Here is a 19,836-nt window from a genome sequence, read left to right as displayed (position 1 = left end):
CCAGGGGCCAAGTATTCCACCTGTCAGCAGCGTTGATCCAAGCAGCTTAAAGGTTTGATCTTGTTGCCCCTGGGTCCCGGCTTTCGCCGGGATGACGAGGGAGCGGTTATGAGGTGGGCGAGAAGCACCTATACTTTACGCAGGCTTTCCAACGCCTGGACGACGATCGGGCTCAACCCCTCGCCGCCCTTGTCCAGATGCTCGAAAATGCCGGCCCGCATGCGCGGGTCCCAGAAACTCCTGATATGGTCGGCCACGCCCTTGGTCCCCTCCGGGCCCTGGCTGGCGAAAAAGGCGCCGATCTGGTTGGCCATCATGACCAGCTTGTCAGGCGACACGGGTCTGCTCCTCGGTTTCGATCAGGATACGGTGCGGGTGGCAGAAAACCTCGAACCCGTCGGACCGGGCCACGGCCACCAGGGTCATGCCGGCATCATCGGCCAGCTTCACGGCGAGCGTGGAAGGGGCGGACACGGCGGCCAACAGGGCACAGCCGGCCATGGCCGCCTTCTGCACCAGTTCCACCGACACGCGGCTGGTCATCAGGATCGCCCCGTCCTTGGCGTCGATACCCTGGCGGGCCAGGGCGCCGATCAGCTTGTCCAGCGCATTGTGGCGGCCCACATCCTCGCGCACCGTCAGGCTGCCGTCCGGTGCCAGGAAGGCAGCGGCGTGGACGGCGCGGGTCAGGCGGCCCAGGGTCTGCTGTTGCGACATCGCATCAAACCCCTGGGCCAATGCAAGCGGTGTCAGCCGCACGCCACGCCCCACCGGTCGGGCCGGCTTCACGGCTTCCGACAGGCTTTCCACCCCGCACAGGCCGCAGCCGGCGGGGCCGGTCAGGCGGCGGCGGCGAGTGTCCAGGGCGGCGCGCAGCCGCTTTGACAGCCACAGCCGGGCCACCCAGCCCAGTTCCGTCTCCACCAGGTCCAACTCCTCCACCTCGTCCGGCGTGTCGATCACGCCTTCGGTCAGGCTGAAGCCGGTGGCGAAATCCTCCAGGTCGATGGGGCTGGCCATCATTACGGCATAGGTGGCGCCGTCATGCACGATGGCGACGGGCACCTCCGCCGCCACGATGCGCGTACCTTCCCGCATGGTGCCGTCGCGCCAAGCCAGCCGCTGAAGGGGTTTCGCGGGGTTGGTCACTCCGCCGCCTCCGCCGGGTCATGGCCTGCGATGTGGCGGGAGCGCTGGGCCTGGGCCTCATAGTCCTGCTGCCATTGGGTGGGGCCGTTGGACAGGCTGATCTGCACCGCCGTCACCTTGTATTCCGGGCAGTTGGTGGCCCAGTCGGAATAGTCGGTGGTGATGACATTGGCCTGGGTGCCCGGATGGTGGAAGGTGGTGTAGACCACGCCCGGTGCCACCCGCTCCGTGATCTCGGCGCGCAGGGTGGTCTCGCCCGCCCGGCTTTGCAGCTTCACCCAGTCGCCATCCTTGACGCCCCGGTTCTCCGCATCGTGGGGGTGGATCTCCAGCCGGTCCTCGCCATGGAAAACGGTGTTGGCCGTGCGGCGGGTCTGCGCCCCGACATTATATTGCGACAGGATGCGGCCCGTGGTCAGCAGCAGCGGGAAGCGGGCACCGGTGCGCTCCTCCGTCGGGATATATTCGGTGATGACAAACTTGCCCTTGCCGCGCACGAAGCCGCCGATATGCATGACGGGCGTGCCTTCCGGCGCCTTGTCGTTGCAGGGCCACTGGATCGATCCCATCTCCTCCAGCCGCTGATAGGACACGCCCTTGAAGGACGGCGTGACCTTGGCGATCTCATCCATGATCTGGCTGGGATGGGCGTAATCCATGGCAAAGCCCATGGCCTTGGCCAGCAGCATTGTCACTTCCCAGTCGGCATACCCGTTCTTAGGCGCCATGACGCGGCGCACCCGCTGGATGCGGCGTTCGGCATTGGTGAAGGTGCCGTCCTTTTCCAGGAAGGTGCAGCCGGGCAGGAAGACGTGGGCATAGTTCGCAGTCTCGTTCAGGAACAAATCCTGGACGATGACGCAGTCCATGGCGGCCAGTCCGGCGGCGACATGGTGGGTGTTGGGATCGGACTGCAGGATATCCTCACCCTGCACATAAAGGCCCTTGAAGGTGCCGTCGACGGCGGCGTCCAGCATGTTGGGGATGCGCAGGCCGGGTTCCGCCGACAGGGGCACGCCCCAGAGTTCCTCGAACATGGTGCGCACAGCATCGTCGGCGACGTGGCGGTAGCCGGAGAATTCATGCGGGAAGGAGCCCATGTCGCAGGCGCCCTGGACATTGTTCTGCCCGCGCAACGGGTTCACGCCCACGCCGGGCCGGCCGATATTGCCCGTGGCCATGGCCAGGTTGGCGATGGCCATCACGGTGGTGCTGCCCTGGGAATGTTCGGTCACGCCCAGCCCGTAATAGATGGCGCCATTGCCGCCGGTGGCGAACAGGCGCGCGGCCTGGCGGATGGCGTCGGGCTCCACACCCGCCATCGGCCCCACGATCTCCGGGCTGTTGCGGGGTTCGGCGACGAAGGCGGCCCATTCCTGGAAATCCGTCCAGTCGCAGCGCTCGCGCACGAATTCCTCATCCACCAGCCCTTCGGTGACGATGACATGGGCCAGGGCGGTGACCATGGCGACATTGGTGCCCGGACGCAGGGGCAGATGCACCGCCGCCTTGATATGCGGCGACTTCACCATGTCGATGCGGCGCGGATCGATGACGATCAGCTTCGCCCCCTGGCGCAGCCGCTTCTTCAGGCGGGACGCGAAGACGGGGTGACCATCGGTGGGGTTGGCGCCGATGACGATCACCACATCGGTATGCTCGACGCTGTCGAAATCCTGGGTGCCGGCCGACGTGCCGAAGGTTGTCTTCAGGCCATAGCCGGTCGGGGAGTGACAGACGCGGGCGCAGGTATCGACATTGTTGGTGCCGAAGCCGGCGCGGATCAGCTTCTGCACCAGGAATGTTTCCTCGTTGGTGCAGCGGGACGAGGTGATGCCGCCGATACTGTCCTTGCCATACCTGGCCTGGATGTTTTTCAGCTTGTTGGCGGTGAAACCGATGGCCTCCTCCCAGCCGACCTCGCGCCAGGGCTGGTCGATGCTGTCGCGGATCATGGGGGAGAGGATGCGTTCCTTGTGAGTGGCGTAGCCCCAGGCGAAGCGGCCCTTCACACAGGAATGGCCGCGGTTGGCCTTGCCATCCTTATAGGGGACCATGCGCACCAGCTCGTCCCCGCGCATCTCCGCCTTGAAGGCGCAGCCCACGCCGCAATAGGCGCAGGTGGTGACGACGGAATGCTCCGGCTGCCCGATCTCGATGACCGACTTTTCCTGCAAGGTCGCGGTGGGGCAGGCCTGGACGCAGGCGCCGCAGGACACGCAGTCGCTTTCCAGGAAGGCATTATGCTGGCCGGGCGACACCCGGCTGTCGAAGCCGCGCCCCTCGATGGTCAGGGCGAAGGTGCCCTGCACCTCCTCGCATGCCCGCACGCAGCGGGAGCAGACGATGCATTTGGCGGGGTCATAGGTGAAATAGGGGTTGCTCTCATCCTTGGGCAGCTTCAGTTCGGACGTGGGCGCGAAATGGTTGGCGCCGTCCATGCCATAGCGCACCTCGCGCAGGCCCACGGCACCGGCCATGTCCTGCAATTCACAGTCGCCGTTGGCGGCACAGGTCAAACAGTCCAGCGGATGGTCGGAGATGTAAAGCTCCATCACCCCCTTGCGCAGCTGCTTCAGGCGCGGGGTCTGGGTCTTCACATTCAGGCCCGGCGCCACGGGCGTGGTGCAGGAGGATGGCGTGCCGGCCCGCCCCTCGATCTCCACCAGGCAGAGGCGGCAGGAACCGAACGCATCCACCATGTCGGTGGCGCACAGCTTGGGGATTTGCGTCCCCATCTCCATCGCTGCGCGCATGATGGAGGTGCCTTCGGGCACGGTGACGGACTGCCCGTCGATGGTCAGGGTGACCAGCTTGTCGGCGCGCGACGCCGGGGTGCCATAGTCTATTTCATGCACGAGAGTCATCGGGCTCTCCCTATTCCGCCGCCACGGGCAGGGACCCGCGCCGGAAATCCTCGGGGAAATGCTGAAGCGCGCTCAAGACCGGGTAGGGGGTGAAACCGCCCAGGGCGCAGAGCGAGCCGAACTTCATCGTCTGGCAGAGATCCTCGACCAGGGCGATGTTCGCCTCGACATTCACGCCCTGGATGATGCGGTCGATCACTTCGGTCCCGCGCGTGGAGCCGATGCGGCAGGGTGTGCATTTGCCGCAACTCTCGATGGCGCAGAATTCCATGGCGAACCGGGCTTGCGCCGACAGGTCGACACTGTCATCGAAGACCACGATGCCGCCATGGCCGATCAGGCCGCCGCGTGCCGTGAAGGCCTCATAATCATATTGGGTGTCGAACAGGGCAGGGGGGAAATAGGCACCCAAGGGCCCACCGCATTGCACCGCCTTCACGGGACGGCCCGTCAGGGTGCCGCCCCCGACCTCATTGACGATCTCGCCCAAGGTAATGCCGAACGCATCCTCGAACAGGCCGCCGAACCTCACATTGCCAGCGATCTGGATGGGCATGGTGCCGCGCGACCTTCCCATGCCGTAATCCGCATAGGCCTGTGCGCCATTGGCCAGGATGGTGGGGACGGTGGCCAGCGACAGCAGGTTGTTGACCACGGTCGGGCGGCCGAACAGGCCCTTGATGGCCGGCAAAGGCGGCTTGGCCCGCACCACGCCGCGCTTGCCCTCCAGGCTTTCCAGCAGCGCCGTCTCCTCCCCGCAGACATAGGCGCCGGCCCCCACCCGCAACTCGATATCGAAGCCGAAATCGGTGCCCAGGACGGAGGGGCCCAGCAGCCCGGCCTTGCGCGCCACATACAGGGCACGCGCGAAGATGTGGTTGGCGTGGGGATATTCCGACCGGGAATAGACATAGCCCTTATCCGCGCCCACGCCATAGCCGGCGATCACCATGCCCTCGATCAGGGCCAGGGGATCACCCTCCAGCATCATGCGGTCGGCGAAGGTGCCGCTGTCGCCCTCGTCGGCGTTGCAGACGATATAGCGGCGGTCGGCGGGGGCGGCGGCGACGGTCCGCCATTTGATGCCGGTGGGGAAGCCCGCACCGCCACGCCCGCGCAGGCCGGACCTCACCACCTCCTCGATGGTATTGGCCGGACCCAGTTCCAGGGCGCGATTGATGCCCTTGAAACCGCCATGGGCCTTGTAATCGGTGATCGACAGCGGGTCGATGATGCCGCAGCGGGCGAAGGTCAGGCGGTTCTGGCGGGCCAGCCAGGGGATATCCTCGGTCGGCCCCAGATGGAGGGGATGCTTGGCCCCCGACAGAAACCCCGCCACGAACAGGCCCGGCACGTCAGCCGGCGTGACCGGGCCATAGGCGATGCGGCCGGCCGGTGTTTCCACCTCCACCAGCGGTTCCAGCCAGAACAGCCCGCGCGAGCCGGTGCGGATGATGGTCACGCCATCGCCACCCTGGGCGGCGATGGATTTGGCCACCTTTTCGGCACCCACGGCCAATGCGGCCACATCCTGGGGAATGAAGATCCGGGTCATGACCAGCGCACCTCCTCAACGGCGGCGGCCAGTCCGGCGCCATCCAGGCGGCCCACCGGGTCACCATCGATCAGGGCGGCCGGCGCGCAGGCGCACAGGCCCAGGCAATAGACGGCTTCCACGGTGACATTGCCGTCCTTGGTGGTCTCGCCCCAGGCGACGCCCAGGCGCTCCAGCAGGCCGGTGGCCATCTTTTCCGCCCCCAGCGACTGGCACGCCTCCGCCCGGCAGAGTTTGATGACGTGGCGGCCCGCCGGCTGGTGCCGGAAATCATGATAGAAGGTGACGACGCCATGGATTTCGGCGCGCGACAGGTTCAACGCGTCGGCGATCATGGGCACGACCGGGTCGGGAATAAAGCCGAACGCCTCCTGCACAGCATGCAGGATCGGAAGGGTCGGACCCTCCAGATGCAGGTGCCGATGAATGATATCGGCTGCGTGGCGCTCGTCCCAAGGCATAGGGGGGGTCATTGGGAACTCCAGCGGGCAATCACCCGCGCAGAATTCGCTGCAATGCCCCCGGCATCAATGGGATTGTTTTGTTGAGCGATTGCACATCCTGATCGAACGGTTGGGATGACGGGCGTTGCCCGGTCCATGTTCAAGCCTTTGGGAGGGCGTGATTTTTGCCGTGTGCGGCAAGATTGCTGGCGATCCAGCCACCCGCTGACCGCATGCGGCAACGCCGTTAACCATGCGCTGTTGGGGGTTACGAGTCACTCGCACCCCATCCCCTATCGACATTGGTCGGGGATAATTCAGGGAGTATGGATCAGCGACACCCGTTTGGCCGCCGCGATCATGGCGGTGGCCATGGGGGAATGGGGCTGCCGGTCCATCATCACCATGCCGATCGTATGCTCGATCACCGGATCGACCAGGGGGATGGCCTTCAACTCCACGGGCAGGCCCAGGGCTTCCATCAGCACGGTGGGCATGATGCTGGTCCAGCGGCCGGTGCGGACATGGGCGGCCAGGGCGGTCATGGAATTGCTCTCCACCGCCACCTCCGCCTTCACGCCCACACGGTGCAGCGCGCGGTCGATGATGCGGCGGTTCTGCATGTCGGGCGACAAAAGGCAGAGCGGCACACCCTGAAGCTCCGACCAGCGCACCTCCGTCCGGCCGGAAAAGGAACTGTGCGGCCCAGTGATCAGGTGATAGCGCTCGCGATAGAGCGGGATCTGGATGAAATTGCCGACCGGTTCATTGTCCAGATAGGTCAGGCCGGCATCGATGGCCAGGTTTTCCACCTGTTCCATGATCTTCTGGGAATTGGATGCCAGGATCAGGAAATCCACGCCCGGATGCTTGTCGATGACGGCAATGGTCAGCTTGGGCACCATGGCCAGGGCGGTGGGCACGGCGGCCAGCCGGAAATGGCCGCAGACCGTCTTGCGCAGCGCGTCGATATCCTGGCGCATGGCGCGCCAGTCGCCCACCAGCCGGCGCGACCATTCCAGCAGCCGTTCGCCTTCTGCCGTGAAGCCCTGGAAGCGGGAACCGCGCACCACCAGCGGCACGCCCAGCATTTCCTCCAGATGCTTCACCCCGGCCGACAAGGTGGGCTGGGACACGCCCGCTTCTTCCGCCGCGCGGCCGAAATGGCGGGCGCGGGCCAGGGCCAGGAACAGTTCGAGCTTGTCGATCATGGCATGACCCCTCCATTCCTTCCCGTCATGTCCTCATGGATCGGCGGCTGTGGCAAGGGCTGTGGGCCGAAACGGGCCAGCAGTTCGGGATAGAGGTTCCACATGGCCAGGGGCCTGGCACCAGCATCCGGCACCATGCCCTCGGTCAGGGCAAGCCCGTCCAGCCGGTCCAGCAACCCGGCATCGCGCGACAGGATGTGCAGCGGCACAAGATGGTCGCGACCCTGGGAGATCCAGTCCAAAGCCGGGTGATCGCCCAGGATGATGACCAGCGCGTCGGCAGGTGCGCGCCGTACCAGCCAGTCGCCCAAGGCACGCAGGCTGTAATCCAGCGACCGCCCATAGGCGCCAGCCATGTCGCGGTAATCCGGGCGCAGGTCGGTCTGGGCATAGGAGCCGCCGTCATCCTGCCAGGGCGGCAGCGGTGTCCAGGGGGCGTGGCTGCTGGTCAGCACGATCTCCAGGAACAGCGGGCGGCCGTCGCCGGCCAGACGATCCGGGGTCAGACTGTCCAGCAAGGCCTGATCCGGCATCGGCGACCAGCCGAAGGCGGGACCGTCATAGGGGAAGGAGGTGCGGTCCAGCACCTGTTCGAACCCCCAGGCCGCACCTTCCAGCCATTGCACGGACAGGCCGGGCATGGCGGCAACGGTGCGCCAACCGGCCTGGCTCAAGTGGCGCACCAGCCCGCCACGGTCGGCGGCCAGCACCAGCTGCTGGGCCAAGGGCTGGTCCTGGCGGATGCCGGCGCGCAGCGTGCCATGGGCCAGCCAGCTGCGCCCGCCGATCACCGGGCTTTCCACAAGACCGGACCGGCAGCGGAATCCGGCGGCGGCCAGTTCCCCGTCCAGGGTCGCCAGCCGGTTGCGCACGGTTTCGGCCTGACGCGGGTCGGTCAGGGCGGAGAAACCGTAGGATTCGACCCAGGCCAAGATGATGGGGCGGCCACGCAGGGCGGAGAACAGTTTGTCATTCTCGACCCCTGCCGCCGGGTCATGGTCCATCGCGGCCCGCATCGCCACCTCCACCCGCTGCGCTTCGCGCCAGCGGGCGGCTTGCTCGGCGATGGCACCGACAGGTCCGCGATCCGCGGGCTGCAGCAGCTGCATTCCGGTCAGCGTCGCCAGCGCATAGCCCAAGCCGAACAGCAGGAGAGCGGGACGGCCGTGCCGCAGCCCCAACGGTGCCAGCGCCAGCCCGGCCAGCCAGCGGCAGAGCAGAAGCAGACTGCCCAGGCCGACGATCAGCCCGACGCCCAGGACCAGGCCGCCGGCACCGGTGGCCACCACATCCCAGAGCGCCGGGATCAAAGCGGGGTCGAAGGCCGGCTCGAACCGCCGGCCGGCGGCCATCATGGCCACCAGATCGGCCAGCCGCAGCAGCAGGACCAGCCAGCAGGCGCCACCCATCACCCAGGCGACTGCCGGCCCCGGCCGCACCCGTATCAGGGCCAGGGCGGCCAGCAGCAAAGGCAGTTCCAGGACAAGGCCGCGATGGTCGGGGGCCAGCATGTCGCCGGGAATGGCGGGCAGGCCCATCAGCAGGGACAGCGCCGCCAGACCAGCCAGGGCCGCCAGCCAGCGCCAAATATCAGCCGCCATAGCGGTGCAGCCGGGCGCCGTTGGCCCGCAGCCAGTCGCGATTATGCGCCACACCATCGGTCAGGCTGGCGCAGACGGCCCAGAAACGGGCGGAATGGTTCATCTCCTTCAGATGCGCCACCTCATGTGCCACCACATAGTCGAAGACTGGTTCCGGGGCCATGATCAGCCGCCAGCAATAGGACAGTCGCCCGTCGGGTGAACAACTGCCCCAGCGGGATTTGGTGTCGCGGATGCTGATGCCGGCGACGCGGGCGCCCAGCTTGGCCGCCTTCTCCTGCGACCGGGCGGACAGCAGGCGGCGGGCCTCCGCCTTCAGATAGTCGGCCACGCGGCGGGGCACGAACGCCAACTCCCCGCCCACGTGCAATTCATGGCTGCCGTCGGGCAGGGTGACGGGCTGTGGCGTGCGCCGGCCGTCGGGTGCATGGCGGATGACATGGTCGATGCCCAGGATGGGGACGACGGCGCCGGGCAGGAAGGGCACCTTGTCCGGCACGCAAGACAGGCGCTGGCGCAACCAGTCCATGTGCCTTCCCACGAACAGCCGCAGGTCGGCATCGGCGATACGCGGCGGGGTGGAGATGCGCACGATGTTGCGCGCCGTGTCCACCCGCATGGACAGCCGCCGCGCCCGTGCCGATACCCGCACCTCCACCGGCACCGGCACGCCGGCCATGGCCATCAGGCGCGGCGGCGGCAGGGCCGGGCGCTTCTTGGGCTTCGCCGTCGCGGGGGCCAGGATCTTGCGCAGGAAGTTCAAGGCGGGAACGGGGGCTCCGGGGGATGAGGCTGCCGCATCCTATCCGGTGCCGTCGCCCCCCGCCAGCGTCAACGCACCAGCACCTCCGCCGCCTGCCGGGTCTTTTCCACGGCATGCGCCACCTCGTCCACGGCACCGGAGATGCCGTTGATGTTGGAGGACACGGTAGTGACGGCCTGGGACATGCGTTGCATGTTGGCCGACATGCCGCGCGTCACGGCACTCTGTTCCTCCACGGCGGCGGACGTGGCGGTGACCAGTTCGTGGACCGAATGCACCGCGTCGCGGATGGCGTCCAAGGCCGTCGCCACCTCGCGCGACGAGCTCTGGATGCCATCGATTTCGGTAGAGATCTGGTCGGTCGCGCGGGCGGCCTGATTGGCCAGGTTCTTGACCTCCGACGCGACGACGGCAAAGCCGCGCCCGGCGTCGCCGGCCCGCGCCGCCTCGATCGTGGCGTTCAGGGCCAGCAGGTTGATCTGGCCGGCGATGTTCTGGATCAGGGCGACGATACCGTTCATCGCCTGGGCCGTGCTGGTCAGGCGGCCGGTGCAGGATTCCGCCGCTTCCGCCCGGGCAAACACGCTGTCGGCCGCCCCGCGCGACTTGGCCATGGACTGCGCGATCTCATCCACCGAGGCTGCCAACTCACCCGCGGCCGAGGCCACGGCCCGGACATTCTCTGCCGCGTCGCCGGCGGCGTCGTTGGCCTGGGAGGCCTGTGACTTGGACCGCCCGATTTCCGAATTGATCTCCCCGAAATTCTTGTCGATCAGGGATTTCAGGTTGCCCAGAAGGTCGACCTGCGCCGTGATGTCGTTGGCGAACTTGACGATCTTGGTGACCTTGCCCTTGTCGTCAAAGATCGGGTTATAGGCGCCTTCGATCCATACGACCTTGCCGTTCTTGCCGATGCGCTTGAACTGCGCCGCCTGATATTCGCCACGGCGCAACTTCTCCCAGAACTCGGCATAGTCGCGGCCCGCCCGGTATTCGGGCTCCACGAACATGCTATGATGCTTGCCCCTCACTTCCTCGCGCGTATAGCCCATGGATTTCAGGAAATTGTCGTTGGCGTCGATCAACTCGCCGTCCACGGCCAATTCCACCACAGCCTGGGACCGGTGGATGGCCTTCAACTGGGCGACGTAATCGACATTCATCAGCCGTTCGGCCGCGTTCGACCATTCCACCACATAGCCTACGCGCCTGCTGCCATCGGACAGCGGCGTGACCAGCAGGTCGAACACCCGCTTGCCGACATGGATTGTGGCGTTATGTGGCTTGGTCAGCGCCGACAGCATGCGGCGCTGATGTTCCGGCTTTTTATGGAAAATATCAATATTACTACCGATCAGGCGGGCAACGCTGAAATTTGGGAGTTCTTTCTTCAAATCATCTTCTGCATCGCGCATTAGTTGAATAACTGAAGGGTTCATATAGGTGATATTGAATTTCTCATCCGCGATCATGACATTGGTTCGCAGCGCGTCCAATGCATTTGCCATGTTCATTGTTTTTTGATCCACCCTGCCGATGCCGAACATTATCTGCTCCATTGGTTTGCCAACTTAACCAATTTTGCCTTTCAAACCGTGCACCGACAAATGCGTAATTGATTATATCACCTTCCGTATAGGGTGCGGTTCTCACAGGTCTGTGGGTGTGAGAAGAAAATGGCGGCGCTCTTCACGGGTGCCGCCATAACCGGATCAGCCGGTGATCACCCCTCCAGGCTGCGGGCGATGATTTCGTACACATCGCGCGACAGGTCGGGCGTGTGGGCCACGCGTTCCAGCGCCACCTTGGCCGCCGCCTGGCGTTCGCCATCATATTTGCGCCAGCGGGCGAAGGATTTGGCCATGCGGCTGGCCACCTGCGGGTTCAGCCGGTTCAGTTCAATCACCCGGTCGGCCAGGAACTCGTACCCCGATCCGTCGGCGGCGTGGAAGGCCGTGGCATTGCCAGTGAAGCCGCCCACCAGGGCATAGACCTTGTTGGGATTGCGGATGTTAAAGCCGGGATGGGCCAGCAGCGCCTGGACATTGGCCAGCGTGTCCGGGCGGGAAGAGGCGGCCTGGATCATGAACCATTTGTCCATGACCAGCGCCTCATCCTTCCATTTCTGCGCAAAGGCGGCCAGCGATGCGGCGCGTTCGGGCATGTCGCTGTCGGCGATCAGGGCGAGTGCGGTGATGACGTCGGTCATGCCGGTGGCCGTGCGGTACTGGGCCAGCGCCAGCTCCTTGCCCTCATCGTCATCGGTCGCCAGCAGATAGGCCAGCGAGGCGTTCTTCAGCGCGCGGCGGCCGATGGCCTCCGGACTGACACTGAAGTCACCCTGTTCGACATTGGCGTGGTATGTGGCCAGCAGGGATATGCGATGGGTGCGGCCGATGGCGGCGCGGACCAGGTCGCGGGCGGCATGGATGCCGTCCACGTCGATCTCGTCCATCAACTGGCCCAGATAGTTCTCCGACGGCAGGGTCAGGGCCAGGGCGGTGAAGGCGGGATCTTCGGCGCCGCGGGCGATGGTGGCGCCGATGGCATCGATGAAGCCCGTGGGCACCACCATGTCACGCCCGGCGGCCCGATCCGCCACTAGGCCCAGCAGCAGGCGCGAGGCCAGCGTCTGCCCGGCTTCCCAGCGGTTGAAGGGATCGCTGTCATGGGCCATCAGGAAGGTCAGGTCGGCATCGGTATAATCGAAACCCAGCTTCACCGGGGCGGAGAAGCCGCGGAACAAGGACGGCACCGGGGCGGCCGGCACGTCGATGAAGGTGAAGCTTTGTTCCGCCGCGGTCACGGGCAGGATGCGGGTGCCGGAAACGGCATCGCTTTCCCCTTCCAGCCGCAGGGCCAGGTCGCTGCCGTCCGGCCCCACCAGCCCGATGGCCACCGGCACCAGCATGGGCAGTTTCACCGCTTGGCCCGGCGTGGGGGCCAGCGTCTGGCGCAGCGTCAGGCGATAGGAGCGGGTGGTGGCGTCATAGGTGCCCTCGCCGCTGACCAGGGGTGTGCCGGCCTGGGCGTACCAAAGCTGGAACTGCTGCCAGTCAACGGACACATCCGGATTGGCATCGCGCATCGCTGCCAGGAAATCGTCCGTGGTCACCGCCTGCCCGTCATGGCGGGCGAAATAGAGGTCGATGCCCCGCCGGTACCCCGCTGCCCCCAGCAGCGTATGATACATGCGCAGAACCTCCGCCCCCTTCTCATAGACGGTGGGCGTGTAGAAATTGTTGATCTCGATATAGGTTTCGGGCCGCACCGGGTGGGCGGTGGGCCCCGCATCCTCCGCGAACTGCACCTGGCGCAGGCGGGTGACGTCCTGGATGCGCTTCACCGGGGCCGAATTCATGTCGGCGCTGAACTGCTGGTCGCGGAAGACGGTCAGGCCTTCCTTCAGGCTCAATTGGAACCAGTCGCGGCAGGTGACGCGGTTGCCCGTCCAGTTGTGGAAATATTCATGCGCCACCACCGCCTCAATCCCCAAGAAGTCGGTATCGGTGGCGGTGTCGGGGCGGGCCAGGATGTATTTGGTGTTGAAGACGTTCAGCGACTTGTTCTCCATGGCCCCCATGTTGAAGTCGCCCACGGCCACGATGTTGAAGATGTCCAGGTCATATTCCAGACCATAGACATCCTCGTCCCACTTCATGGATTTAATCAGGCTTTCCATGGCGTGGCCGCACTTGTCCTCATTCCCCGGCTCCACATAGATGCGAAGCGTCACGTCGCGGCCGGACGCGGTGCGGAAATTATCCTCGATAGGGACCAGCTTGCCGGCGACCAGCGCGAACAGATAGCAGGGCTTGGGCCAGGGGTCCTCCCACAGGGCCCAGTGACGGCCATCCGCCCCATCGCCCTGGTCCACCAGATTGCCGTTGGACAGCAGCACGGGGTAGAGCGCGCGGTCACCCTCCACCCGCACCTTGTACCTGGCCATCACGTCGGGACGGTCCTGGAAATAGGTGATCTTGCGAAAACCTTCGGCCTCGCACTGCGTGCAGTAATTCCCCGATGATTTATAGAGCCCTTCCAGGGCCGTGTTCTTTTCCGGATGGATGCGGGTGACGATCTCGATCTCCGCCTTATCGCCGGGCAGGTCGGTGATGGTCAGGTGGTCGGGTGTCAGGGCGTAATCATCGGGGCCCAGGGGGCGGTTGCCGACGGTGACGGACAGCAGTTCCAGCTCCTGTCCGTCCAGGACCAGGGGGCCGGGGCTGGCATCCAGGTTGCGGCGCAGGCCCAAGCGGGAAGTCACGATGGTGCCGCCGTCGCGCAGATCGAACGATAGATCGACGGTTTCGATCCACCAGGCGGGAGCGGCGTAATCCTTCAGAAGGATGGCCCTCGGCGAACCCTTGTCCATGACCCTATTTCCCTGATGTCAGCGTGAGCGGCACCGCGGCGGCGCGCGGTTGGGGGGCAGGATAGGCCATCGCCCGGCGGGTCAGGTAAAAAATTTCACTGTCCCGGCGCGCCCATCCCCTTATCATCGCTATCGATGTCAGGGGCCGGGTCCGGAGGGTGGATGTATCTGGAATTGACCACGTCGGATGTGGTGATCCTGTCGGGGGCCGCCGCCTGCCTTGTGGCCATCGTGCTGCTGGAAATGCTGCGGGTGGTCATCCCCGACATCTATGAATGGGTGGCCGACCATGACAAGGTGCGGCGAGAGACCAAGGAGGGGCAGGCCGCCCTGGAAAAGCTGATGGCCCGCAACCGCGAACAGGCCGCCCACCGTGACCGGCGCAACGCCGAACGGTTCCGGATGAAGTCGCAGCTGTCGCGGCTGGAGATGACACTGGGGGCGGTGGAGCGCGACCGGGTGGAGATCTGGCACGAGCTGGGCCGCCAGGGCGTGGCCGACAGCCTGTATACCGGCCGCGTCGCCAACCGTCTGCTGGCTGATCAGGCGCAGCGCGATTTCGACAGCGCACCCGTCATCTGGCGCTATACCAACAATATCCGCGTCTGGGCACCGGGGGAGCGCAATGCCCGCCAGATGCTGGCCACGGAGTTTCCGGCCGATTCGGGCTTCGCGTTGCAGGAACTGACCTTCGTTGGCACGGGCCGCGCCGCGGGTGACGTCTGATGGCCAGCTGGATGAACCTGGTCAGCCTGCTGGCCCTGGCATTGGCCGGTGCCGGCATGGTGATGGCCGCCCGCCGCATCATGCGCGTCATCAAGCAGGTGGAACGCAAATTGTCCCGCGCCGTGGATGAAAAGAATATGGTGGCCGCCGCATTGCGCCATGCCAAGAAGGAGGAGGCGGCCATCCGTCAGGCGCTGGAGGAGGCGGCTCGCCATATCGTGCAGATGACCGGCATCATCACCATGGCGGAAACCCGGATCGAAAGGCTTCGCGCGGCGCCGCGCCGGGTGGTTTCCATGCTGGATCGGCAGTGGAACAGATTCGACCGTCTGTGGTGCGTGAAGGCCACCAATCCGTCGCTAAGCGGCTGGGCTGATGGAAAGACACTGTACGGTTTCTCACGATCGGGTGATGATCTAGCCCGACGGGTGGCGGCGGAATATCCGCCGGGTGATGGCTTTGTTATCGGCACGCCCCTGATTGTCGATCTGGCGGATGACGGGGGTGGGTCTGTCGCGGTAGACCAGTCAAGGGGCGCTTCGGGATGACGGGCGGGGGCAAGATGGATTTCCAGGTGGCCGGTGAAACGCTGGACAGGGCCGAATGGACCCGGATGGCCGGGGAACTGGGCCTGCCGATGGCCGATGGCGGCCCGCACGCCGAGGCGGCCCTTGTGCGGCTGGTGGCTGAAGGGGCGGCGGCGGAGCTGATGGCGGCGTTGCGGTCTGGCTGTGCCGCGATCATTGAACAGGGCCCGGCGGGAACGCTGCCGGCGGAAAAGCTGAGGGCGGCGCTGGCGGCCGGGCATCTGCTGGTCTCGCTGACCACGCGGCTGGCCTGGACGCTGGATACGGCGGCGCAGTTCTGCGAAGGGCTGCTGGCGCGCGGCCTGCTGCCGGTGACGGTGCGCCATGATGCCGAACTGTCGCTGCATGAGGCCATCATCAACGCCGTCCTGCATGGCAATCTGGCCATGGGCGGGTCGCTGGTCGATGATCCCAGCCAGTTCGACGCCTTCTGCCAGCGGCTGACCGCCACCCTGGCCGATCCGGACCGGGCCAACCGCCGCATCGACCTGTCGGCCTGGATTGCCGATGGGCATCTGCATATCCGCATCGCCGACCAGGGCGGGGGCTATGACCCAGACAGCATCCGCCCGCCGGTGAATGTGGAGGCCAAGTCGGGCCGCGGGCTGGAGATCATGCGTGTCATGTCCTCCGGCCTGACCGTCACCGATGGCGGCCGCACGGCGACGCTGGCCTTTGCGTTGTGAGTGCGATGGTCATGGCACATGACCATCGCAGGCCGGCGACGGCCGGCCCGGCGCCCATGCGCCGTGAGCCAAGGGCGCGGATGCGCCCGCCCGGCGATTGAGGGAGCAACAAAGTGACAGAGTTTATTGTTCACCAGGGCGACATCACCGCCCTGGACGTGGATGTCGTGGTCAATGCCGCCGCTCCGGGTCTGGGCGGCGGGACCGGTGTGTCGCGGGCCATCCATGAAGCGGCGGGGCCGGACCTGTTCGCGGCGGCTGCGGCGCTGGGCCCGGTGGGGCGCGGCGATGCCGGCATTACGGCTGGCTTCAACCTGAAGGCGCGCTGGGTGGTGCATGCCGTCGGGCCGGTGTTCATCACCGGCAAGATGGGAGAGGACAAGGTCCTGGCCCGAACCTATCGCCGTGCCCTGGAACTGGCCGTGACCCAGCGCGCGCGGTCCATCGCGCTGCCTGCCATCTCCACCGGCGCCTATCGCTTCCCCAAGGAACTGGCGGCACAGGTGGCGGTGGCCACGGTGCGAAGCTTCGTCACGGAACGGCCGGATGCCCTGGATCGGGTCTTGTTTGTCGCCACGGGAGGGGACAACATCAAGGCATTGAAGGCGGCGCTGGTCGCCTGAACGCCAACAAGAGCGGAGGAAAGCATGCCCACTGTCGTCATCACCGGCGCCAATCGCGGCATCGGCCTGGAATTCGTGCGCCAGTACGCGGCCGATGGCTGGACGGTCATCGCCACCTGCCGCGATCCGGCACAGCCCGGCGGGCTGGCCGGGGTGACGGGGGTGGAAGTGATGGGCCTGTCCGTGGATGATCCGGCCGCCATCAAGATTTTTGCGGCGGCGCTGAAGGGTCGGTCGATCGATTTGCTGATCAACAATGCCGGCATCATGGGGCCGGACCTGCCCGCCCAGTCCAAGGACGGGATCGATGTCGATGGCTGGCTGCTGGCGCTGAAGGTCAATGCGCTGGCCCCCATCCTGCTGGCCCAGGCGCTGAAGCCCGCCCTGGCGGCCGGTGCCAAGGTGGCCACCGTGTCCAGCCAGCTGGGCTCCATCGCGGAGAATGAGAGCGGGGGCATGTATGCCTATCGCGCGTCCAAGGCCGCCATCAACATGGGTAACCGCAGCCTGGCCGCCGACTGGCGTGACGATGGCATCACCTGCATCGTGCTGCATCCCGGCTGGGTACAGACCGATATGGGCGGGCCCAAGGCGCCGGTGACGCCACCCGACAGTGTGGCCGGCATGCGCCGGGTCATCGCCGGTGCCACCCCGGCCGACAGCGGCGCCTTCTTCGCCTATGATGGGCGCCGTATTCCCTGGTGACGGGAGGTTCCGCGATGCGTGCTGCACCCATCGACTTCTATTTCGACTTCGCTTCGCCCTATGCCTATCTGGCTGCCGCCCGCATCGATGCGCTGGCCGAAGGCTGGGGCAGGGCGGTGCGCTGGCGGCCCATCCTGCTGGGCGCCGTGTTCAAGGTCACCGGCGCCGTGCCCCTCCTGAACAAGCCGCTGCTCAGCGAATACCTGCGTCATGATGTGCCGCGCTGCGCCCGGCTGTGGAGTGTGCCCCTGCACCAGCCGCTGCCCCAGGCCTTCGGATCGCTGGCGGCGGCGCGCGCCTTCTATTGGCTGGACCAGACGGGCGGGGAACATCCCCCGGCGTCCCTGGCCCGCGCCCTGTTCCACGCCCATTGGGCGGAGGGGCGCGACATGGCCCTGCCGGAGAATGTGCTGGACGTTGCCGCCAGCCTGGGCCTGGAACGCGACGCGGTGGAGGCGGGCATCGCCGAGCCGTCGGTAAAGGAAAGGCTGCGGGCAGAGACGGAGGAGGCCATCACGCGCGGCGTGTTCGGTGCCCCCTTCTTCTTCGTAGACGGGGAGCCGTTCTGGGGAGCCGACCGCATGGAGCAGATGGGGGAATGGGTGGGAAGGGGCGGGTGGTGAGGGGTCACAGCCGGCGGGGCCAGCGTTGGGCGCTATGCAGGACGGTCAGGATGATGATTTCTTTCCCTGTGATCCTGTAGCCCACGATGTAGGGCGTATCCGGGACTACGAGTTCCCGTGTGTCCCGGCAGCGGCCGGCGCGACCCAGGAGCGGTAAGGTCCGCAGATTCAGGGCGCGGACGACGATCCGTTGCATCACCCGGTGAGCGGCGGCCGGGTCATCCTGGGCGATTACCGCGCCGATCATTTCCAACCGATCAACGGCCCGCAGGGTCCAGCGCAGTTTCAGGGACAGGTCAGCCGTCAAGCCGAACCCCGAAGCGGCCAAGCACCTGGGCGATCCGTTCATCGCTGGCGAAACGGCCCTGTTCGGCATCGGCGATGCCGGCTTCCAATTCCGCCACCGCGTCGGCTTCTTCGGTCAGGAACTGCCGGAGGGCTTGTTCCGCCACTTCCTCGCGCGGGCGATCCAGGCGGGTGGCCATCTCGTCCAGCAAGGCGCTGGTGCTGTCGGAAAGGCGCAGGGTGATGGCGGACATGGGCTGGGGACCTTCACGCATCAGTATCCGGGCAGTTTAGCGCCCAATGCCGCCGCCGTCACCCCACATCCACCCCGTCCAGATCGTAGAGCAGGCCGAAGCGGGGGCGGGCTTTGGCCCAGTCGTCGGCCAGCATCTCGAACAGATGCACGTCGCGCGGTTCCCCGTTCTTCAGGGCGTGCTGCTTCAGCACGCCGACATGGCGATAGCCCAGCAGCGTCTGGCCCTTCAGCACCTTGGCATTGTCCGCGAAGATCTGGTTCACCACCTTGCGCAGGCCCAGCCGGTGGAAGCAATGGTTCAGCACAGGTGCGAAGTTCAGGGCGCCGATGCCGGTGCGCCCGCGCCGGTCGCCCATATAGGCGCCGATGCTGCCGATACCCCAGGCGGGCTGCGTGATGCTGATGCTGGTATAGCCGACATCAACCCCGTCCACCTGGATAATGCGGTGCAGATAATCCGCCCGATTATTGCAGCGGTCGATCCAGGCGCGCTGCTTGTCCAGGTCGTCATCGATATCGGTGAAGCTGTTGCCCGTCACTTCCGGCAGGCGGCGCCAGACCAGCAGCATCGTGGCATCGTCCAATGTCGGCGGCCGGAAGGCCAGGGCGTGACCGGTCATGCCGTGCGGCCCCCATCGACCACCATCGACGTGCCGGTGATCCAGCGGGCGGCATCCGACAGCAGGAAGCAGATGGCGTTGGCCACATCGTCGGGATGGCCGAAGCCCAGGGGCTGGAGCTTTTCCAGCTTGTCAATCTGCTCGGCGTTCAGCTTCTCGAACCCGCGTTCGATCAGCTCCGTCATCACGATGCTGGGCACCACGCAATTGACGCGGACGGCATCGGGCAGCAATTCGGCCGACAATCCCTTGGTGGCGGCGATGATGCCACCCTTGGCTGCCGCATAGACGACATTGGCGGGTGACGCCGCCGTGGCGGCGGTGGAGGAGATGTAGACCAGGCTGGATTTTTCCGCCTTCACCCCCTTTTGCCGCAGACCCTTGGCCAGGGCCAGTGCAGCGCCCAGGTTGGTGCGCATCACCTCGTCAAAGAAGTCGGCCTGGAAGATGCGGATGGGGCGCAGGGTTTGGATGCCGGCGCAATGCGCGACCCCGTCCAGGGGACCGTTGGCCGCCGCCACCGCCTTCATCCAGCCGGGAATGGTGTCGATGGCCGACAGGTCGAAGGCATCGGCGCGATGCCCCTCGCCCGGCAGGTCCGCCCGGGTCGCGGCCAGCCGTGCCTGGTCACGGCCGGTCACGGTCACCCGGGCTCCCAGTCGCGCCGCCAGCACCGCGGTGGCCCGGCCGATGCCGGCAGAGGCGCCGGTGACCAGGATGTGGCGGCCGGACAAGTCCATGGGGTTGATGGTGGCGGGCAT

20 protein-coding genes are annotated in these 19,836 nt (G+C 66.1%); 6 read left to right on the top strand and 14 right to left on the bottom strand.

Annotated elements, in window-relative coordinates; all coding sequences use genetic code 11:
• Window positions 1–128 precede the first annotated feature (128 nt).
• From AC1Q7F_RS11965 to pepN, 10 genes are all read right to left on the bottom strand, one after another.
• A complete protein-coding gene (locus AC1Q7F_RS11965; RefSeq protein ID WP_492507017.1) occupies window positions 129–338 on the bottom strand; it encodes a formate dehydrogenase subunit delta in 210 nt (69 codons plus the stop codon).
• Window positions 328–1,149: a formate dehydrogenase accessory sulfurtransferase FdhD gene (gene fdhD / locus AC1Q7F_RS11960; protein ID WP_492507015.1), complete on the bottom strand. Its 822-nt coding sequence runs from the start codon at window positions 1,147–1,149 to the stop codon at window positions 328–330. Before fdhD ends, AC1Q7F_RS11965 begins: the two co-directional genes overlap by 11 nt.
• Window positions 1,146–4,016 (bottom strand): formate dehydrogenase subunit alpha, encoded by a 2,871-nt coding sequence (gene fdhF, locus AC1Q7F_RS11955; protein ID WP_492507014.1) that lies wholly within the window; start codon window positions 4,014–4,016, stop codon window positions 1,146–1,148. The genes fdhD and fdhF overlap by 4 nt, the downstream gene beginning before the upstream one ends.
• Window positions 4,017–4,026: 10 nt before the next feature.
• Window positions 4,027–5,571, bottom strand: a complete 1,545-nt coding sequence (locus AC1Q7F_RS11950) for a formate dehydrogenase beta subunit (RefSeq protein WP_492507012.1) — start codon at window positions 5,569–5,571, stop codon at window positions 4,027–4,029.
• Window positions 5,568–6,044, bottom strand: a complete 477-nt coding sequence (locus tag AC1Q7F_RS11945) for a formate dehydrogenase subunit gamma (protein ID WP_492507010.1) — start codon at window positions 6,042–6,044, stop codon at window positions 5,568–5,570. Before AC1Q7F_RS11945 ends, AC1Q7F_RS11950 begins: the two co-directional genes overlap by 4 nt.
• A 287-nt stretch (window positions 6,045–6,331) precedes the next feature.
• A complete protein-coding gene (locus AC1Q7F_RS11940) occupies window positions 6,332–7,225 on the bottom strand; it encodes a LysR family transcriptional regulator (RefSeq protein WP_492507008.1) in 894 nt (297 codons plus the stop codon).
• Window positions 7,222–8,826, bottom strand: a complete 1,605-nt coding sequence (locus tag AC1Q7F_RS11935) for an alkaline phosphatase family protein (RefSeq protein ID WP_492507006.1) — start codon at window positions 8,824–8,826, stop codon at window positions 7,222–7,224. The genes AC1Q7F_RS11940 and AC1Q7F_RS11935 overlap by 4 nt, the downstream gene beginning before the upstream one ends.
• Window positions 8,816–9,589 (bottom strand): M48 family metallopeptidase, encoded by a 774-nt coding sequence (locus AC1Q7F_RS11930; RefSeq protein WP_492507004.1) that lies wholly within the window; start codon window positions 9,587–9,589, stop codon window positions 8,816–8,818. Before AC1Q7F_RS11930 ends, AC1Q7F_RS11935 begins: the two co-directional genes overlap by 11 nt.
• 68 nt (window positions 9,590–9,657) lie before the next feature.
• Complete coding sequence (locus AC1Q7F_RS11925) at window positions 9,658–11,097, bottom strand: methyl-accepting chemotaxis protein (protein ID WP_492507189.1); 1,440 nt, start codon at window positions 11,095–11,097, stop codon at window positions 9,658–9,660.
• 215 nt (window positions 11,098–11,312) lie between these two features.
• On the bottom strand, window positions 11,313–13,964 hold the full coding sequence (pepN, locus tag AC1Q7F_RS11920) for an aminopeptidase N (protein WP_492507002.1): 2,652 nt from the start codon (window positions 13,962–13,964) through the stop codon (window positions 11,313–11,315).
• A 162-nt stretch (window positions 13,965–14,126) separates the two neighbouring features.
• Between pepN and AC1Q7F_RS11915 the strand changes: the two genes are divergently transcribed.
• The 6 genes from AC1Q7F_RS11915 to AC1Q7F_RS11890 all read left to right on the top strand — a co-directional run bounded on the left by AC1Q7F_RS11915 (window position 14,127) and on the right by AC1Q7F_RS11890 (window position 17,914).
• Window positions 14,127–14,690, top strand: coding sequence for a hypothetical protein (locus AC1Q7F_RS11915; protein ID WP_492507000.1), 564 nt, complete (start codon window positions 14,127–14,129; stop codon window positions 14,688–14,690).
• Window positions 14,690–15,238 (top strand): hypothetical protein, encoded by a 549-nt coding sequence (locus AC1Q7F_RS11910; protein ID WP_492506998.1) that lies wholly within the window; start codon window positions 14,690–14,692, stop codon window positions 15,236–15,238. The genes AC1Q7F_RS11915 and AC1Q7F_RS11910 overlap by 1 nt, the downstream gene beginning before the upstream one ends.
• Entirely contained in the window at window positions 15,235–15,963 is a 729-nt protein-coding gene (locus AC1Q7F_RS11905; RefSeq protein WP_492506996.1) for an ATP-binding protein, read from the top strand. Before AC1Q7F_RS11910 ends, AC1Q7F_RS11905 begins: the two co-directional genes overlap by 4 nt.
• Window positions 15,964–16,076: 113 nt before the next feature.
• Complete coding sequence (locus AC1Q7F_RS11900) at window positions 16,077–16,586, top strand: macro domain-containing protein (protein WP_492506994.1); 510 nt, start codon at window positions 16,077–16,079, stop codon at window positions 16,584–16,586.
• A 24-nt stretch (window positions 16,587–16,610) separates the two neighbouring features.
• Complete coding sequence (locus AC1Q7F_RS11895) at window positions 16,611–17,291, top strand: SDR family oxidoreductase (RefSeq protein ID WP_492506992.1); 681 nt, start codon at window positions 16,611–16,613, stop codon at window positions 17,289–17,291.
• A 14-nt stretch (window positions 17,292–17,305) separates the two neighbouring features.
• Window positions 17,306–17,914 carry a 2-hydroxychromene-2-carboxylate isomerase gene (locus AC1Q7F_RS11890; RefSeq protein WP_492506990.1) on the top strand — a complete coding sequence of 203 codons (609 nt, stop codon included), beginning with the start codon at window positions 17,306–17,308 and terminating at the stop codon, window positions 17,912–17,914.
• A 4-nt stretch (window positions 17,915–17,918) separates the two neighbouring features.
• Here AC1Q7F_RS11890 and AC1Q7F_RS11885 read toward each other — a convergent pair whose 3' ends face one another.
• From AC1Q7F_RS11885 to AC1Q7F_RS11870, 4 genes are read right to left on the bottom strand one after another with little or no spacing between them, the layout of a single operon-like run.
• Window positions 17,919–18,221, bottom strand: coding sequence for a type II toxin-antitoxin system RelE/ParE family toxin (locus tag AC1Q7F_RS11885; protein ID WP_492506988.1), 303 nt, complete (start codon window positions 18,219–18,221; stop codon window positions 17,919–17,921).
• Complete coding sequence (locus AC1Q7F_RS11880) at window positions 18,211–18,474, bottom strand: CopG family ribbon-helix-helix protein (protein ID WP_492506986.1); 264 nt, start codon at window positions 18,472–18,474, stop codon at window positions 18,211–18,213. The genes AC1Q7F_RS11885 and AC1Q7F_RS11880 overlap by 11 nt, the downstream gene beginning before the upstream one ends.
• A 37-nt stretch (window positions 18,475–18,511) precedes the next feature.
• Entirely contained in the window at window positions 18,512–19,075 is a 564-nt protein-coding gene (locus AC1Q7F_RS11875) for a GNAT family N-acetyltransferase (protein ID WP_492506984.1), read from the bottom strand.
• Entirely contained in the window at window positions 19,072–19,836 is a 765-nt protein-coding gene (locus AC1Q7F_RS11870) for an SDR family NAD(P)-dependent oxidoreductase (RefSeq protein ID WP_492506982.1), read from the bottom strand. Before AC1Q7F_RS11870 ends, AC1Q7F_RS11875 begins: the two co-directional genes overlap by 4 nt.

The sequence above is a fragment of the Niveispirillum sp. GW835-FHT14G11 genome (genome assembly GCF_058793615.1).
Note: the sequence above shows the minus strand (reverse complement) of the source record. Positions and strands in the feature narration are given on the sequence as shown.

Excerpts from the sequence above, each read along its gene's own strand:
- fdhF (WP_492507014.1), bottom strand. The coding sequence starts at position 4,016 with ATGACTCTCGTGCATGAAATAGACTATGGCACCCCGGCGTCGCGCGCC.
- AC1Q7F_RS11950 (WP_492507012.1), bottom strand. The coding sequence starts at position 5,571 with ATGACCCGGATCTTCATTCCCCAGGATGTGGCCGCATTGGCCGTGGGT.
- AC1Q7F_RS11945 (WP_492507010.1), bottom strand. The coding sequence starts at position 6,044 with ATGACCCCCCCTATGCCTTGGGACGAGCGCCACGCAGCCGATATCATT.
- AC1Q7F_RS11940 (WP_492507008.1), bottom strand. The coding sequence starts at position 7,225 with ATGATCGACAAGCTCGAACTGTTCCTGGCCCTGGCCCGCGCCCGCCAT.
- AC1Q7F_RS11935 (WP_492507006.1), bottom strand. The coding sequence starts at position 8,826 with ATGGCGGCTGATATTTGGCGCTGGCTGGCGGCCCTGGCTGGTCTGGCG.
- AC1Q7F_RS11925 (WP_492507189.1), bottom strand. The coding sequence starts at position 11,097 with ATGGCAAATGCATTGGACGCGCTGCGAACCAATGTCATGATCGCGGAT.
- pepN (WP_492507002.1), bottom strand. The coding sequence starts at position 13,964 with ATGGACAAGGGTTCGCCGAGGGCCATCCTTCTGAAGGATTACGCCGCT.
- AC1Q7F_RS11915 (WP_492507000.1), top strand. The coding sequence starts at position 14,127 with ATGTATCTGGAATTGACCACGTCGGATGTGGTGATCCTGTCGGGGGCC.
- AC1Q7F_RS11910 (WP_492506998.1), top strand. The coding sequence starts at position 14,690 with ATGGCCAGCTGGATGAACCTGGTCAGCCTGCTGGCCCTGGCATTGGCC.
- AC1Q7F_RS11905 (WP_492506996.1), top strand. The coding sequence starts at position 15,235 with ATGACGGGCGGGGGCAAGATGGATTTCCAGGTGGCCGGTGAAACGCTG.
- AC1Q7F_RS11895 (WP_492506992.1), top strand. The coding sequence starts at position 16,611 with ATGCCCACTGTCGTCATCACCGGCGCCAATCGCGGCATCGGCCTGGAA.
- AC1Q7F_RS11890 (WP_492506990.1), top strand. The coding sequence starts at position 17,306 with ATGCGTGCTGCACCCATCGACTTCTATTTCGACTTCGCTTCGCCCTAT.
- AC1Q7F_RS11880 (WP_492506986.1), bottom strand. The coding sequence starts at position 18,474 with ATGCGTGAAGGTCCCCAGCCCATGTCCGCCATCACCCTGCGCCTTTCC.
- AC1Q7F_RS11875 (WP_492506984.1), bottom strand. The coding sequence starts at position 19,075 with ATGACCGGTCACGCCCTGGCCTTCCGGCCGCCGACATTGGACGATGCC.
- AC1Q7F_RS11870 (WP_492506982.1), bottom strand. The coding sequence starts at position 19,836 with ATGCCCGCCACCATCAACCCCATGGACTTGTCCGGCCGCCACATCCTG.